Source organism: Agrobacterium sp. P15N1-A, assembly GCF_044626815.1.
In the GTDB taxonomy this organism is placed as follows: Bacteria; Pseudomonadota; Alphaproteobacteria; order Rhizobiales; family Rhizobiaceae; genus Agrobacterium; species Agrobacterium leguminum.
Genome location: NZ_JBIUPF010000001.1, coordinates 98002 through 114065 on the forward strand (window position 1 = coordinate 98002; position 16064 = coordinate 114065).

At 58.7% G+C, this 16064-nt stretch carries 15 protein-coding genes and 1 tRNA gene; 8 read left to right on the top strand and 8 right to left on the bottom strand.

Going from position 1 to position 16064, the window contains the following annotated elements; genetic code table 11:
- Positions 1 to 5: 5 nt before the first annotated feature.
- Positions 6 to 806 carry a DUF72 domain-containing protein gene (locus tag ACIK7D_RS00475; RefSeq protein ID WP_400155380.1) on the bottom strand — a complete coding sequence of 267 codons (801 nt, stop codon included), beginning with the start codon at positions 804 to 806 and terminating at the stop codon, positions 6 to 8.
- Positions 807 to 862: 56 nt separating this feature from the next.
- Positions 863 to 3784 carry an excinuclease ABC subunit UvrA gene (uvrA, locus tag ACIK7D_RS00480; protein ID WP_400155381.1) on the bottom strand — a complete coding sequence of 974 codons (2922 nt, stop codon included), beginning with the start codon at positions 3782 to 3784 and terminating at the stop codon, positions 863 to 865.
- 264 nt (positions 3785 to 4048) lie between these two features.
- On the opposite strand from uvrA, the gene ACIK7D_RS00485 reads away from it, so the two are divergent.
- Positions 4049 to 4627 carry a single-stranded DNA-binding protein gene (locus ACIK7D_RS00485; RefSeq protein ID WP_400155382.1) on the top strand — a complete coding sequence of 193 codons (579 nt, stop codon included), beginning with the start codon at positions 4049 to 4051 and terminating at the stop codon, positions 4625 to 4627.
- 70 nt (positions 4628 to 4697) lie between these two features.
- On the opposite strand, the gene ACIK7D_RS00490 is transcribed toward ACIK7D_RS00485, so the two are convergent.
- Both ACIK7D_RS00490 and ACIK7D_RS00495 read right to left on the bottom strand, forming a co-directional pair.
- The gene (locus ACIK7D_RS00490) at positions 4698 to 5846 is read right to left on the bottom strand and encodes an HPP family protein (protein WP_400155383.1); all 1149 of its coding nucleotides are present in this window, start codon (positions 5844 to 5846) and stop codon (positions 4698 to 4700) included.
- A gap of 132 nt (positions 5847 to 5978) precedes the next feature.
- Entirely contained in the window at positions 5979 to 6608 is a 630-nt protein-coding gene (locus ACIK7D_RS00495; protein ID WP_174024834.1) for a MarC family protein, read from the bottom strand.
- Between the two features lie 217 nt (positions 6609 to 6825).
- On the opposite strand from ACIK7D_RS00495, the gene gyrA reads away from it, so the two are divergent.
- Positions 6826 to 9618, top strand: coding sequence for a DNA gyrase subunit A (gene gyrA / locus ACIK7D_RS00500; RefSeq protein WP_035261270.1), 2793 nt, complete (start codon positions 6826 to 6828; stop codon positions 9616 to 9618).
- Positions 9619 to 9714: 96 nt separating this feature from the next.
- Here gyrA and ACIK7D_RS00505 read toward each other — a convergent pair whose 3' ends face one another.
- From ACIK7D_RS00505 to ACIK7D_RS00515, 3 genes are all read right to left on the bottom strand, one after another.
- On the bottom strand, positions 9715 to 9975 hold the full coding sequence (locus ACIK7D_RS00505) for a hypothetical protein (RefSeq protein ID WP_003502750.1): 261 nt from the start codon (positions 9973 to 9975) through the stop codon (positions 9715 to 9717).
- Positions 9976 to 10058: 83 nt separating this feature from the next.
- On the bottom strand, positions 10059 to 11552 hold the full coding sequence (locus ACIK7D_RS00510) for a D-alanyl-D-alanine carboxypeptidase family protein (RefSeq protein WP_080816997.1): 1494 nt from the start codon (positions 11550 to 11552) through the stop codon (positions 10059 to 10061).
- Positions 11553 to 11690: 138 nt separating this feature from the next.
- Positions 11691 to 12410, bottom strand: coding sequence for a hypothetical protein (locus ACIK7D_RS00515; RefSeq protein WP_400155384.1), 720 nt, complete (start codon positions 12408 to 12410; stop codon positions 11691 to 11693).
- Positions 12411 to 12547: 137 nt separating this feature from the next.
- Here ACIK7D_RS00515 and ACIK7D_RS00520 point away from each other — a divergent pair, with 137 nt between their 5' ends.
- The 6 genes from ACIK7D_RS00520 (at position 12548) to ACIK7D_RS00545 (ending at position 15467) form a co-directional block, all read left to right on the top strand.
- Positions 12548 to 12811, top strand: a complete 264-nt coding sequence (locus tag ACIK7D_RS00520; RefSeq protein WP_035261275.1) for a hypothetical protein — start codon at positions 12548 to 12550, stop codon at positions 12809 to 12811.
- A gap of 15 nt (positions 12812 to 12826) precedes the next feature.
- A complete protein-coding gene (locus ACIK7D_RS00525) occupies positions 12827 to 13054 on the top strand; it encodes a hypothetical protein (protein WP_035261278.1) in 228 nt (75 codons plus the stop codon).
- A 339-nt stretch (positions 13055 to 13393) separates the two neighbouring features.
- A complete protein-coding gene (locus ACIK7D_RS00530) occupies positions 13394 to 13546 on the top strand; it encodes a hypothetical protein (RefSeq protein ID WP_164865308.1) in 153 nt (50 codons plus the stop codon).
- Positions 13547 to 13633: 87 nt separating this feature from the next.
- A tRNA-Ser gene (locus ACIK7D_RS00535) sits at positions 13634 to 13723 on the top strand.
- A gap of 287 nt (positions 13724 to 14010) precedes the next feature.
- Positions 14011 to 15045, top strand: a complete 1035-nt coding sequence (locus tag ACIK7D_RS00540) for a ParA family protein (RefSeq protein WP_400155385.1) — start codon at positions 14011 to 14013, stop codon at positions 15043 to 15045.
- Positions 15046 to 15065: 20 nt separating this feature from the next.
- Entirely contained in the window at positions 15066 to 15467 is a 402-nt protein-coding gene (locus ACIK7D_RS00545; RefSeq protein ID WP_400155995.1) for a hypothetical protein, read from the top strand.
- 96 nt (positions 15468 to 15563) lie between these two features.
- Here the strand turns inward: ACIK7D_RS00545 and ACIK7D_RS00550 are convergent, their stop codons facing one another.
- On the bottom strand, positions 15564 to 15902 hold the full coding sequence (locus ACIK7D_RS00550; RefSeq protein WP_400155386.1) for a hypothetical protein: 339 nt from the start codon (positions 15900 to 15902) through the stop codon (positions 15564 to 15566).
- Positions 15903 to 16064 lie beyond the last annotated feature (162 nt).

Sequence of the window (16064 nt, forward strand, 5' to 3'; positions counted from 1 at the left end):
AGCGCTCAGACCGCCTTTTGCAATTCCTGTGCACCAACAGGCGCATTCACCTTGCCGCCGGTGATGAAGAAGGCGAAGACATCGCGCGGTGTCTTTTCGACCTTCCGATCCGGCGCTATCAGCGGCAGATCGTCCGGCACGCCGCCCTTCGCATAGGTGTTTACCCGCTCGGCCCAGTGGTCGATGTCTTTTTTCGGATAACAGGTCTTGATATCGTCCTCGCCCTTTTGCAGGCGGCAATAGACGAAATCGGCCGTCACATCCGGCAGCATCGGATAATCATGATGGTCGGCGCAGACGACAGCGACCTTGTGCCTGGCGAGAAGATCGATGAATTCCGGAACCTGAAATGTCTCGTTGCGCACCTCAACGACATGGCGAAGACGAATGCCGTCCTGCTTCTCGGGCAACAGGGACAGAAATGCGCCAAAATCCTCCGCGTCGAATTTTTTCGTCGGCGCGAATTGCCAGAGGATCGGGCCGAGGTGGGACCCGAGTTCCGTCAGCCCCTGCGTCAGAAACTTCGTCATCGATTCACCGGCCTCGGCCAGAACCCTGCGGTTGGTGACGAAGCGGCTCGCCTTTAGCGAGAAGATGAAATCCTCGGGCACTTCGGAAGCCCATTTGGCAAAAGTTTCCGGCTTCTGGCTGCTGTAATAGGTGCCGTTCACCTCGATGGCCGTGAGCTGCCGGCTGGCATGCTCCAGCTGGCGCTTCTTCGGCAGTTTTTCCGGATAAAACGTACCTTCCCATGGCTCGAAGGTCCAGCCGCCGATACCGGTGCGGATCGTGCCTGATGTCGACATATGCTGTTCCTCCTCCGGCCTTCGGCCTATCGAACCCTTGCGACGAAAGCTGCGGATTACTCCGCAGCCTCCCGTTTTCCGGCCGGCCGGCGCTCCAGAAGCTCCTTCAGGAAGTGACCGGTATAGGAACGCTCGACCTTGACGATGTCCTCCGGTGTGCCGGTCGCCACCACTTCGCCGCCGCCCGTGCCGCCTTCGGGGCCGATATCGATGATCCAGTCTGCCGTCTTGATGACTTCGAGATTATGCTCGATCACCACGACGGAATTGCCCTGTTCGACCAGCGCATGGAGCATTTCCAGGAGCTTGTTGACATCGTGGAAATGCAGGCCGGTCGTCGGTTCGTCGAGAATATAGAGCGTGCGGCCCGTCGAGCGTTTCGACAGTTCCTTGGCGAGCTTGACGCGCTGCGCCTCGCCGCCGGAGAGCGTATTGGCCTGCTGGCCGACCTTGATGTAACCGAGGCCGACATCGAAAAGCGATTGCAGCTTGTCGCGCACGGCCGGCACGGCGGCGAAGAACTCCACGCCTTCCTCCACCGTCATATCCAGCACGTCGGCTATGGACCTGCTCTTGAAGGTGACATCGAGCGTCTCGCGATTGTAACGCTTGCCGTGGCAGACATCGCAGGTGACGTAAACGTCAGGCAGGAAGTGCATCTCGATCTTGATGACGCCATCGCCCTGGCAGGCCTCGCAGCGGCCGCCCTTGACGTTGAAGGAGAAACGGCCCGGCGCATAACCGCGCGCCTTGGCTTCCGGCAGGCCGGCGAACCAGTCGCGGATCGGCGTGAAGGCGCCGGTATAGGTGGCCGGGTTGGAACGCGGCGTGCGGCCAATCGGCGACTGGTCGATATCGATGACCTTGTCGATGAATTCGAAACCATCGATGCGGTCGTGTTCGGCCGGGATTTCGCGCGCGCCCATCACCCGGCGCGCCGCCGATTTGTAGAGCGTCTCGATCAGGAAGGTGGACTTGCCGCCGCCCGATACGCCGGTTACGGCGGTGAAAACACCGAGCGGCACGGCGGCCGTGACATTCTTCAGATTGTTGCCGCGTGCGCCAAAAACCTTGATCTCGCGACCCTTCTTGGGCTTGCGGCGCTGCGCCGGCACGGCGACACCGAGTTCGCCGGAGAGATATTTGCCGGTCAGCGATTTCGGATTGGCCATCACCTCCTGCGGTGAGCCCTCAGCGATCACCTGACCGCCATGAATGCCGGCGGCCGGGCCGATATCGACCACATAATCCGCCGTCAGAATGGCATCCTCGTCATGTTCGACCACGATGACGGTATTGCCGATATCGCGCAGGTGTTTCAGCGTATCCAGCAGGCGGGCATTGTCGCGCTGGTGCAGGCCGATCGACGGTTCGTCGAGAACATAGAGAACGCCGGTGAGGCCCGAACCGATCTGCGAGGCCAGCCGGATGCGCTGGCTTTCACCGCCGGAAAGCGTGCCCGAATTGCGTGACAGGCTGAGATAATCCAGCCCGACATCGTTGAGGAAACGCAGGCGTTCGCGGATTTCCTTGAGGATGCGGACTGCGATCTCGTTCTGCTTGGCGTTGAGGTTTTCCGGCAGCACCTCGAACCAGTCGCGCGCGGTGCGGATCGACATTTCGGTGACTTCGCCGATATGCAGCCTGTTGATCTTGACGGCGAGCGCTTCCGGCTTCAGGCGATAACCGGCGCAGGCCGGGCAGGGGGCCGCCGACATGTAGCGTTCGATTTCCTCGCGCGCCCAGGCGCTGTCGGTCTCTTTCCAGCGACGCTCCAGATTGGGCACGATGCCTTCGAAATTCTTCACCGTCTTGTAGGAGCGGGCGCCGTCCTGATAGTTGAATTCGATCTTGTCATCGGTGCCCTGCAGGATGGCGTGCTGCGCCTCTTTCGAAAGATCCGACCACTTGCTCGACAGCTTGAAACCGAAAGCCTTGCCGAGCGCTTCCAGCGTTTGATTGTAATAGGGCGACGAGGATTTCGCCCAGGGAGCGATGGCGCCGTCGCGCAGGGTACGGGCGGGTTCCGGCACGATCAGGTTTTCATCCACCTTCTGCTGCGAGCCGAGGCCATCGCAGCTGGGGCAGGCGCCGAACGGATTGTTGAAGGAGAACAGCCTTGGCTCGATTTCCGGAATGGTAAAGCCTGAAACGGGGCAGGCGAATTTCTCCGAAAACAGCACACGCTCATGGGTCTCGTTGAGCGACTTGTTGGCGGAACCGCCGGCGGCGGTTTCTTCCGGCGGCAGGGGCTTGTCGGCGAATTCGGCAACCGCCAACCCGTCGGCGAGCTTGAGGCAGGTCTCGAGACTGTCGGCAAGGCGCGCCGCCATATCCGGGCGCACCACCGCACGGTCGACCACCACGTCGATGTCGTGTTTGTATTTCTTGTCGAGGGCGGGCACGTCGGCGATTTCGTAGAACTGGCCATCCACCTTGACGCGCTGGAAGCCCTTCTTCATCAGATCGGCGAGTTCCTTTTTATATTCGCCTTTGCGGCCGCGCACCATCGGCGCGAGAATATAAAGACGTGTGCCTTCCTCGAAAGCGAGAATGCGGTCGACCATCTGGCTGACCGTCTGGCTTTCGATCGGCAGGCCCGTGGCCGGCGAATAGGGGACGCCGACACGCGCGAACAGCAGGCGCATATAGTCGTAGATTTCGGTGACCGTGCCGACCGTGGAACGCGGATTGCGCGATGTGGTCTTCTGCTCGATGGAGATTGCCGGCGACAGGCCGTCGATCTGGTCGACATCCGGCTTCTGCATCATTTCCAGGAACTGGCGCGCATAGGCCGAGAGGCTTTCGACATAACGGCGCTGGCCCTCGGCATAGATCGTGTCGAAGGCAAGCGAAGACTTGCCCGAACCGGAAAGGCCGGTCATGACGATCAGCTTGTTGCGCGGCAGGTCCAGATCGATGCCCTTGAGGTTGTGCTCGCGGGCGCCACGGATGGAAATCGTCTTCAGTTCACTCATGACAAGGCTCGGACAAAAATAACAGGCTTGATGGCAGCGCGTCCTTATGTAGTGACGCAGCCGGATGTGTCGAGGTCTATTCCCAATCGGTCGCAGCTTTTCGGAATGCTTGACTCGAAATCTGCGATTTAATAGAACAAAAAAGGAACGAATTGCAAGCGCGAATGTCGGCTCCCACAGCTTAAGATTATTCTTTGTGGATAGTTCCCTGCTTGCGGTGCCCTTTGCGGGCGGCGGCAGCTATTGTGTAGCGAATTTTTTGAAATGCAATTGCCGGTCATGAAGGCTGGCGGACAGGATGACGAGATGGCTGGTAGCGTAAACAAGGTAATTCTGATCGGGAACGTGGGCGCCGATCCCGAAATCCGCCGGACGCAGGATGGCCGCCCCATCGCCAATCTGCGCATTGCCACCTCGGAGACCTGGCGGGACCGTAACAGCGGCGAGCGCCGCGAAAAGACCGAATGGCACACCGTCGTCGTCTTCAACGAAGGCCTGTGCAAGGTCGTGGAGCAATATGTAAAAAAGGGCGCCAAGCTCTATATTGAAGGCCAGTTGCAGACGCGCAAATGGCAGGACCAGACCGGCAACGACCGTTACTCCACCGAAATCGTTTTGCAGGGCTTCAACTCCACGCTGACGATGCTCGATGGTCGCGGTGAGGGCGGTGGCCGCAGCGGCGGCGATTTCGGCGGCGGCAATGATTATGGCAGCGGTGGCGGCTCCAGCTATGGCGGTGGTTACGACCAGCAGTCCTCGTCGCGCGGCGGCTCTTCCCGTAGCGGCGGCGGCCAGCCTTCCGGCGGCTTCTCCAACGATATGGATGACGATATTCCGTTCTGAGCGAGACAGCGACTGACAGGAGGCGGGCACCGGGCAAACCACGGACTGCCCGCTTTGAGGCTGCGAGGACCTATGCCGCGACCTTGTCCGCCAGCATCGCGACCATGACATCGGATTGCGACACGATGCCTACCATTTTGCCTCTGGCGTCGATAACCGGCAGGTAGTGCAGTCCTTCTTCGGCAAAGCGGATGATGGCCTCCTCGATTGCCGTTTCCGGCCGTACGGTTCTGACTGGCGATGTCATGATGTCCTTGACGGTATCGTTGGGGGCGCTTGCGCCGGAGAGGATGAGGCGCAGCCGCTGCAGGAAACCGATGGAGGGGCGGCCGTTTCTCCAGCTTGCCTTTTCCAGAAAATCCGTCTGGGTGACGATGCCGACGATCTCCGCCTTATCGTTGGTGACCGGCAATGCCTTGAAATGGTGGCTGTGCATCAGGGCATGGGCGTGTCGCAGACTGTCATCGGGCGCAACACCGACGACATCGCGCGACATGACGCTGGCGCAATCGAGATGCAGCGCACGGCGACGCCAGGAGCGCAGTTCGGTCTTGCGTAAAATGGTTTCGAGCTCGTCACGGTCGATATCGAGGACCTGGTCATATTCCTTCAGCACCTCGTCGAGGTCGTTGGAGGAAAAGCCGATTTTCTGGATGGGGGTCGGATCCGTGGTGCCGTGGGCAGCCTTGCCAAGCTTCAGACCATGAGGGTATGCGCGGCCGGTGGCATTGTTATAGGCGAGGGCCAAGGCAAGAAGGATCAGCGAATTTCCGGCGACCGGCCAGAGCAGGAAGCCATAACCGAGGCTGTGCACGGCAGGGCCGCCAAGAACGGCGGTCAGCGCCACTGCACCGCTTGGCGGGTGCAGGCAGCGCAAAGCCATCATCGCGGCGATGGCGAGACTGATGGCGAGCGCGCTGGCAAGAAATAGATCCGGAACCAGCAGCGCGATTGTCACGCCCACAAAGGCCGAAACGAGGTTACCGCAGAGGATCGACCAGGGCTGCGCCAGCGGGCTTGAGGGCACGGCGAACAGAAGCACGGCCGAAGCTCCCATCGGCGCGATCATGGCGGGCAGGGTGGGATCGAAACTGAGAGCGAGACTTCCCATAAGGCCGGTCAGCAGGATGCCGACAAAGGCGCCGGTTGCCGAGCGCAGCCTTTCCCTGTTGCTGACGGGTGCGGCATCCGGGATGAGGCGACGCAGCGTGGAACGCATGGAGATAACTTTCGAATCCGAAAAAACATGCGTCTTTTAGCCGAAGCGGCGGTCGGATTTAAAGGGAGGATTTTCCGGCATTTTAGCGGTTGGCGGGAATTTATTGCGCTGGCGCCACCAAGGGGCGGCTTTTCAAAAAGCGAAGGCCGATTTTATGCCGTCGACCACGAACTGCACGGAAAGGGCGGCAAGCAGCACGCCGAGCAGACGGGTCAGGATCGCGCGGCCGGTATTGCCGAGAAAACGGTCCATCCGCTCCGAGACGATCAGGGCCGCATAAACGAGGGCCATGGCGAAAGCGAGGATCAGGATGAGCACCACCATCTCGACGGTGGTTTTCATCGAGCCGGCAAGTAGCACGGTCGCGGAAATGGCGCCTGGCCCGGCGATCAGGGGCAGCGCCAGCGGAAAGACCGCCAGATTGTGAAGATGGTCCTTGGTGATGGCGATCTCGGAGGTCTTTTCCTTGCGCTCCTGGCGTTTTTCGAAAATCATCTCGAAGGAAATCCAGAACAGCAGCAGGCCGCCGGCGATGCGGAAAGCGCCGAGCGAGATGCCGAGAAGATTGAGGATGGCAAGGCCGAAGAGCGCGAAGACGGCGAGAATGCCGAAGGCGATGATGGAGCCGCGCAGCGCCACCTGGCTGCGCTGGTCGCGCGTCATGCCGGCGGTCAGCGCCAGAAAGACGGGGGCGAGGCCCGGCGGATCGAGCGTGACCAGAAGTGTGGTAAGCGCGTTGATGAGCGTTTCGCTGCTGGCCATTCTTTCCCCGTCTTATCTGTTTTTAGGGCGGAGCCTACGCAAGTCGCCGGCACTTTGAAAGGGAGCGGCGGCGCTTTTGCCGGGCTAAATCGTGAAATGCGGCGTTCGTCTTGCAAATGACGCAAAAGCCTGTTCAAAACTCGCCGGGAAATTGGCTTAACGTGGCTGTTTCCGCTATAAAAATCCATCCGATTCTTAACAGAGAATGTGATCCGTTTTGACTGACCAGAGCCCCCCCGGCGGCGGAAAACTTCCGCCAGGCATTGAACCGATTTCCATCATGGAGGAAATGCAGCGGTCGTATCTCGATTACGCCATGAGCGTCATCGTGTCCCGCGCGCTTCCCGATGTGCGAGACGGCCTGAAGCCGGTTCATCGCCGTATTCTTTACGGCATGTCCGAACTCGGCATCGACTGGAACAAGAAATACGTCAAATGCGCCCGCGTTACCGGGGACGTGATGGGTAAATTCCATCCGCACGGCAATGCGGCGATCTATGACGCCTTGGCGCGTATGGCGCAGGACTGGTCGCTCCGCCTGCCGCTGATCGACGGTCAGGGCAATTTCGGCTCCATCGACGGCGACCCGCCGGCGGCAGAACGTTACACCGAATGCCGTCTGGAAAAGGCCGCCCATTCGCTGCTCGACGATCTCGACAAGGAAACGGTCGATTTCCGCGACAACTATGACGGCACCTTGCAGGAGCCGGTCGTCATTCCGGCGAAGTTCCCGAACCTTCTGGTAAACGGGGCAGGCGGCATCGCGGTCGGCATGGCCACCAATATTCCGCCGCACAATCTCTCGGAAGTCATCGACGGCTGTATCGCCATGATCGACAATCCGGCGATCGAGCTGCCGGAGCTGATGCAGATCATTCCCGGCCCGGATTTCCCGACCGGCGCGCTGATCATGGGCCGTTCCGGCATCCGTTCGGCCTATGAGACCGGCCGCGGCTCGGTCATCATGCGCGGCCGCGCCACCATTGAGCCGATGCGCGGCGACCGCGAGCAGATCATCATCACCGAAGTTCCCTATCAGGTGAACAAGGCGAATATGATCGAAAAGATGGCCGAACTGGTCAAGGAAAAGCGCATCGAGGGCATTTCCGACCTGCGCGACGAATCCGACCGTCAGGGCTATCGCGTCGTCATCGAATTGAAACGCGACGCCAATGCCGAAGTCATCCTGAACCAGCTTTACCGCTACACGCCGCTGCAGACCTCCTTCGGCTGCAACATGGTGGCGCTGAACGGCGGCAAGCCGGAGCAGATGACGCTCATCGACATGCTGCGCGCCTTCGTGGCCTTCCGCGAGGATGTCGTCAGCCGTCGTACGAAATATCTGCTGCGCAAGGCGCGCGAGCGCGCGCATGTGTTGGTTGGTCTGGCGATTGCGGTTGCCAATATCGACGAGGTCATCCGGGTTATCCGTCATGCGCCGGATCCCGCTTCGGCCCGCGAAGAGCTGATGACGCGGCGCTGGCCGGCGCAGGATGTGGAAAGCCTGATCCGTCTTATCGACGATCCGCGCCACCGCATCAACGAAGACGGCACCTATAATCTCTCGGAAGAGCAGGCGCGCGCCATTCTCGAACTGCGCCTTGCCCGCCTCACCGCGCTTGGCCGCGATGAAATCGGCGACGAGCTGAACAAGATCGGTGCTGAAATTTCCGAGTACCTCGAAATCCTGTCATCGCGCCTGCGCATTCAGCAGATCGTCAAGGACGAGCTTGTCGCCATCCGCGATGAGTTCGGCACGCCGCGCCGTTCCGAGATCGTCGAGGGCGGTCCCGATATGGACGATGAAGACCTCATCGCCCGCGAGGACATGGTCGTCACCGTTTCGCATCTCGGCTACATCAAGCGCGTGCCGCTGACCACGTACCGGGCGCAGCGTCGAGGCGGCAAGGGGCGTTCCGGCATGGCGACGCGCGACGAGGATTTCGTCAACCGTCTCTTCGTTGCCAATACCCATACGCCGGTGCTGTTCTTCTCCTCGCGTGGCATCGTCTACAAGGAAAAGGTCTGGCGCCTGCCAATCGGCACGCCGCAGTCCAAGGGCAAGGCCCTCATCAACATGCTGCCGCTGGAGCCCGGCGAGCGCATCACCACCATCATGCCGTTGCCCGAGGACGAAACCACCTGGGAAACGCTGGATGTGATGTTCTCGACGACGCGCGGCACGGTTCGCCGCAACAAGCTCGGCGATTTCGTGCAGGTCAACCGCAATGGCAAGATCGCCATGAAGCTGGACGAGGAGGGCGATGAAATCCTCTCCGTCGAAACCTGTACGGACCGCGACGACGTGCTGCTGACGACCGCGCTCGGCCAGTGCATCCGTTTCCCCGTGGACGATGTGCGCGTCTTTGCCGGCCGCAACTCCGTCGGCGTGCGCGGCATCAACATGGCCGAGGGCGACCGCATCATCTCCATGACCATCGTGGGCCATGTGGAAGCTGAACCGTGGGAGCGTGCGGCCTATCTGAAGCGCTCGGCTACCGAGCGGCGGGCCGCAGGTGTCGATGAGGATGATATCGCGCTCGTCGGCGAGGAAGTGACGGAGGAGGGTGAACTCAGCGAAGAGCGCTATCAGGAACTGAAGGCACGCGAAGAATTCGTGCTGACGGTTTCCGTGAAGGGCTTTGGCAAGCGTTCCTCTTCTTACGATTTCCGCACCTCGGGTCGCGGCGGCAAGGGCATCCGCGCCACCGATACCTCGAAGACCAACGAGATCGGTGAACTGGTCGCGGCCTTCCCCGTGGAAGAAGGCGACCAGATCATGCTGGTTTCCGATGGCGGTCAGCTCATCCGCGTGCCGGTCAACGGCATCCGCATCGCCAGCCGCGCCACCAAGGGTGTGACGATCTTCTCGACCGCCAAGGATGAGAAGGTGGTTTCCGTGGAGCGCATCAACGAGCCTGAAGGCGATGACGAAGCGGAGAACGGCAATGGCGAAGATGCCGCCGACGATCTGCCGGATACGCCGGAGGCACCGGAAAACGAGGCGTAAGCCGCCTCGTTATCTTCGGTTACCAATCAAGAAAAACCCCGCGGCGCTCAGGCTCCGCGGGGTTTTTGTTTGTGTCTTGTCGACTGCGTTTGATTTTCAGCGAATGCGAATATGGACCGGAGCGCGACCCGAGCGGCTCGCGACATGAAGGTGGATGTTCGCTTCCGGCTGATTGGAGCGCCAGGCGCGGGCGCCATGCGATAGAAGCAGCGCCACGAGATCGCGTGTCTTCGCCTTGGAACGATTGAGACCGAGATCGGCGATACGCATCGCCGCTTCGTGAATGGGATGCAGAACCGACAGGCTGCCATGCCCGTTGCCAGACGCAATGTCCGAATAATTCTCGTTGACTGCCATCTTGGAAAGCCTCGCTACACATTACAAACTTCGAGGAGACAGGCGATGTTTCGACCATGAAGCACCGCCTGCGGAAACGTCTGTTACTGGAGTGACGCCCAGCAGCTGACGCCTTTCTTTTTCAATGCATTGCATGCATTCACCGCGGCGTTCTGGCCATCGAAACCGCCGAAACGGGCGCGGTAGATCTGGGAGCCGTCCTTGCTGAAGGCGACCGTGAAGGGTTTTGCGGAGCGCAGTGCCGCGCCGCCCTTTTCCTGCGCGTTCTGCAACAGGCCGCGCGCGGAGTTCTCATCGGGAGATGCACCAATCTGGATCACCCAGCCGCCCTGCGGAGCCTCGGACCTGGCCGAAACCGAAGGGGCGGAGACAACAGGCGCCGTGGTGGAGGCGGTGACGATATTGTCCACCTTGGTCGAGTTGGTGATCAACTTGCGGTCCGGCGCAGCGGGCGCCTGATTGATTGGATCCTTGCCCTTCTGCCAGGTGGCGGCTTCCATGGCCTTGACGGCTGCATTGGAAGAGGAGCCTGCGAAGGCGGTGACCGGCGCTTCTTCGTAACGGGTCTGCGGCACCGGACCGGAATTGGGCAGGCCGGCTGCGGTTGCTGCAACTGCAACGGACGGAACAGCAGCGGCCACGGCGACGGGCTCTTCGACAGGCGCTGAGCGGGTCTGCGCGATCAGGTTGCTGTTGCCGCCACGCGATGCCTGCGGCAGGTAGGTTGCGACAAGCTTGCGCATGGTGGCGTCACGGGCAGCGCTGGAGCGGCCGCCGAGAACGACGGCGACGATGGAGCGACCGTCGAGCTGCGCCGATGTGGCAAGGTTGCTGCCGGCTGCGCGGGTGTAACCGGTCTTGATGCCATCCACACCCTTCACGGTTCCGACGAGGCGGTTATGGTTGCCGATAACCTGCTTGCCGAAGTTGAAGGTGCGGGTGGAGAAATAGCCGTAATATTGTGGGAAATGCTGACGAAGCGCGACGCCGAGGCGGGCCTGGTCGCGCGCCGTCGTCATCTGCGCCGTGTTGGGCAGGCCGTTGGCGTTGCGATAGGTCGTGCGGGTCATGCCGAGTGCACGGGCCTTGGCGGTCATCATTCTGGCGAAACGGTCTTCCGAGCCGCCGAGATATTCGCCGAGCGCGGTTGCCATGTCATTTGCGGACCGGGTGACGAGTGCAAGGATAGCCTGTTCCACTGTGATGCTGCCGCCGGCGCGCACGCCAAGCTTGGATGGCGGCTCCTTGGCGGCGTTGGCTGACACCGGCACCTTGGAATCGAGCGAGATACGTCCGGTATTGAGCGCCTCGAATGTCAGATAAAGCGTCATCATCTTCGTCAGCGAAGCCGGATAACGCAGCCCGTCCGGATCCTCGCCATAGAGGACCTTGCCGGTCTTGGCATCGATGACGATGCCCGCATATTTCGGATCGGCCTTTGCGGTTTGAACGGATGTTGCGGTTATGAACGCCGCAGCAAGGGTTAACGCAATAAACCTTACGAAAGACGTCGCACCCGCTTTGCGCGAATGTGCCCCAGATAGACTTTTCAACACTGCTGAACTCTTCAATCGCATATTTCTGTTCCGCTCGGACACGCCCCGCCCGATGCTCCGGGAAGAAACTTTATCGGGATGGCGTTACCAAGTGGTTTATGAAAGGTATCTGCCTTCCATAAAATGCGACTTTTCGCACGCAATCTGTGCCGTGCTGTTTCACCGATTTCCGTCTTTTACGAGGCGGCGCTCGATATAGTTTTTCACATCCGCGTCCAGCTTTTGCCATTGTGGCAGCAGGACGGAGGAGAAACGGTAGAACAGGCTCAGGTCCTGTCCGGCGTGAATATCCCTCTGACAATCGCTGCCGGTGGCCTCCTGCGGCGTTTGCGGCATGAGGCAGCGCACCACATAGGCGCTTTCGCCCTCGCGTTTGCCGGTCAATATGACTTCCTTGCCGTAGCCGGAATCGGCGCGCAGGCGGTGCAGCATCAGGCCGTGCTTCAGCGGCACCGGCTCTCCCTCCGTCAGCCGCGAATAGATCGGCCCGAAACGACCGGACATGTCCTCGGACATGGTGCTTTGCGAAAGCTGGATGAAGATCAGCCCTGCCGCCTGCGCCGGATCGTCGAAGACGGCGCGATTCGCTTCCTCATAACCCTTGAGGTCAGGCCAGCTCAGATAAAGGTCGACGCGCTCGCGTTCTCCGCCGAGGCGCTCGGAAGGCGCCCGCAGGGTGTTTTTGGCAAGCTTCAGGCGGTCGTTGCCGATGACGATCTCCACCTCCTCGGTGGCCGTCGTATGGCCCGCCTGGAGAATCCGCTCGCCATACCATTTGATGCCGACATTGAGGACGCCGAGAAAGACGAGAAGAATTCCGGCGATGAGAGCGGCCCGGAGCATGAGTGACGATGAAAGCAGGGGTTTCTGGTCGTTCATGGGCTTCCATATTCGTTCCGGCCGCCGGATCAATTTCCGGCCGGGAAATAGCCGTGCAAAGCTTTAACCCGGGGCGATCGGCATTGAAATGATGTTTTGCCGCTGCTACCTGATACCAACCAAGCAAAGGACGGCATATGGCAGCGCGCGACAGATATTCCCGGAAGCTCGAATGTTCCAGATGTGGTCATCAGGGTTTTGCCGAAGCGTCGGAATCGGATGACAAGAGCCGCCGGGACGTCGATTTTCGCATCGATGAAATGCCGCGCGGATTTCGCGCGGAGCGCGCCTCGGGCGATCCGACGGATTTCATGATCCGCTGCGCCCAGTGCGGCAATATATTCCGTTTCCTGCAGAAAACCGCCTATGCGCCCGGAGGCGAACCGCGCGTTAAGGCCTGAAGGGAAGGTGCCGGCATGACTTTACCGCAACAACCGAACGGAGCGCCGCAAAGGCGCAAGCCGATCTGGCCGTGGATCGTGCTTCTGGTGCTGACGCTTTCAGCCATCTATTCCTATAATCGCGCCAACGAAATCATCGCGGAATTGTCCGATACCTTGCCGCCGGCGCTGCTGAACCTGTTTGAGGATATTCTCCGGGGTGACGGCCGGCATGGCAATGGCGGGCCGAGCATCGGCGTTTGAGGTGAGGGCGGTCGGAGAGCCGCGAGCCTTTTGGCCGCGCTTCATCTTCTGGGCCATAAAAGAAAAAAGCCCCGCAAAGAGGCGGGGCAGGTTGATCGCTCGGGGAAAGTTGGGCAATGCCCGGGAGCGATGGCTTGATATAAGTGACAATAGTGCTGACGCGATAGGCCATTTCCGTCCCAAACAGTACGCCTATGCATAAATTTCGCTCAATCCGCAGATTTTTGAACGATGAGTTTGGACGATCTGTAAGACAACTTGACAGACTTTCGCTTTATTCTTCGCATTGCCTCGAATTGCACATATTCGCCTTTAACATAACGTGACATGAGCAGACGCATGGATAAATCGGGAATCCTCTTCGTGGCGCTTTTGCTGGTGCTTGTCGCAATCGTTTTAAGCCTGACGCTATTCGAGACGGCTCAGCAGGTGCCCTCGATACCTTCGGGCGATGGATCCCTCCTGCCGCCGGCAACGACCCCGGGGCAATGATCTGCCAACCGTAAGAGAAGGGCGATACAGCTCGCCCGGGCGGGATTGACGGCCTTTTTCAAACCGCTATAAAGCCTCACCACCGATGGATGGGTGTCCGAGTGGTTTAAGGAACCGGTCTTGAAAACCGGCGTGCGTGAGAGCGTACCGTGGGTTCGAATCCCACCCCATCTGCCATCAAGCCGTGTGAAGAGGTTTGCTAACTTCTCTTGGTGGATGAAAATGAGCCCAACGGATAATCGCTTGACGGCCTCGCAAGAACGGGCTGTGTGTACGGCTCTTGTAGCTCATTTGCTTTTCTAGCCCAGCAAATACGCGCGAAAGGCGGGCGGGAGCAGCGGACTAATATCCTATCTCTATTCGTAGTTGGGTATCAGCGCTGTTTTGTATTTGTTGTGAATAAATGATTTTTTAATAGCTAAAATAGAAAACACGGATAGATTGTGCCGGGACTTGGAGGGCAAATGAATCCTTACATCGTGACGATATTTAATAATAAGGGCGGAGTTGGAAAAACGACTCTCACTTTCCATTTGGCTCATGCGTTGGGAGAACTCGGTAAAAAAGTACTTTTAGTCGACCTGGATCCGCAGTGTAACCTAACTATTTTTTCACTGCCGATGGAAAAAATACACGATATTTGGGCTGTAGAAGACGACTTTATTGAGGATTTTGCCTCGAAAAGAAACTCTATGTCCAGCGGTGAATTCGACACCATTCTCGGCAAGCCTCGGTCGATTCATTTCCATCTTAAACCAACAGAAGACGGTACGGCAGAGCTTGAGCGGCTTCCTCCTCCTGTAGTTTTAACGGGTAATGTCCACCTGATCCCCGGCCGACTTACGCTTCATTTATTCGAAGGGAAAATTGGAGAGCGTTGGAGTGGTATCTATCAGGGGGAACCTTTATCGATCCGCACAGCAACGCAGGTCCGGCAGTTAGCTTATGAATATGCTGCTAAAAATGGTTATGAGCTGGTAATTTTCGATACTTCGCCAAGTCTGGGTGCTCTAAATCGTCATCTTCTGACCTTGGCTGATGGGTTCCTTATTCCTTGCTCTCCTGACCTGTTTTCTGTTTATGGCATTCGAAATATTGGAAGCGCGCTTCGTCTCTGGCGGAAACAGTTCGACACCATTTTCCACTTACTTTCGGATAGTAAGAGAAATCAGTTTCCGAAAAAATTTGTGAAGCTGCTTGGGTATACGATTTACAATGCCAAAAGATATTCCGGGCAAGGCAATGACCTGGATTTAGCACGGGCGCATTTTCATTACGCGGAGCAAATACCAAAAACGATCTCAAGCTTTGTAGACGAAGAAAATTCATTACCGTTTGGGCAGATACTGCAAGGTTCTATAGGTGGCAAAGCTGTAATTCATGGCCATAATACATTTCCTAGCATGTCGCAAAAATACCATCGCCCCATGTGGCAGCTTCCTGACATTCAACTCGAACCAGAAGACAGAAGCACGCGCAAAATCTGCATCAAGAAGTAACTGACCTCGCAGGGGTAAGGATTCTTCACCTTTTTCAGGAGGATTTCACCGCAATCGATGCTCTTATTAGACGTAAAGTGGATGAGGATGGGGATTGGGTTTTTGGCGAACGTCCGAAAGCTTACACTTGGGACCCGGAAGCCGCAACTTTCTTTAGAACATTTGATCTAGAAGTAGCCGAAAAATCGACATCGTACACGAGCGTTCATTATCTTGTCCGACCACGCGCGGATTCGCCCCTCTGCTGTGAAATTCAAGTTCGAACACTTTTTGAGGAAATTTGGGGCGAAGTAGATCATCAAATAAACTATCCGATACCAACTGAAAGTGTATCGTTGCGCGAGCAAATCAAAGTATTGTCAAAAATAGTTGGTGCCGGCAGTCGTCTTTTGGATGCGCTTAAGCGCGTCCAGAACGAATAGTATTCAGATTTTTTAGGTCGCTTTTGACCGTTTTTCCGTCGATTTTGGTTAAACGAGGAAACCCGCCTTGCGGCGGGTTCCAAGCGGCTGATCCAATCAGATTTCCGGGCAGCCGCGTTCATTGGCGAAGGTGATGCGATCCGGTCCCCGGCGCGTGAAGCCTTTGACGACGACACGGCCCGGGGTGACGCGCACGACCTCGGGATCGCGCAGGCCTGCCTCACGGGCGGCGGCGCGGGCTTCGCGTTCGCTGCATCCACGCATGCGGGGCGGGCCGCGGCGGTCTACGTCCCGGTCACGATCGCGGATGACGGGGCGAACGCCGTCGGGGCCGATTCTGAGTTCCATGTCCTGCGCGCCTGCGGGGATCGGCGCGGCGAAGGATACCAGGGCGACGCCCATCGCCAGAGCTGTGGTTTTCATAAGCTTGATCATGTTTCCTCCCTCAGCCGAAACCGGCGGAAAGCTCGTTTGTTTGCGGGGAGAGAACGCGGTTGCTGTCCGTTTGTTCCTTGCGGGTGCGGTGAACGGGAGATGCTGGGGCGGGTAAAGCCGGCCCGATGGGCGGGCTTAAAAGATAGAAATCATTAACCACGT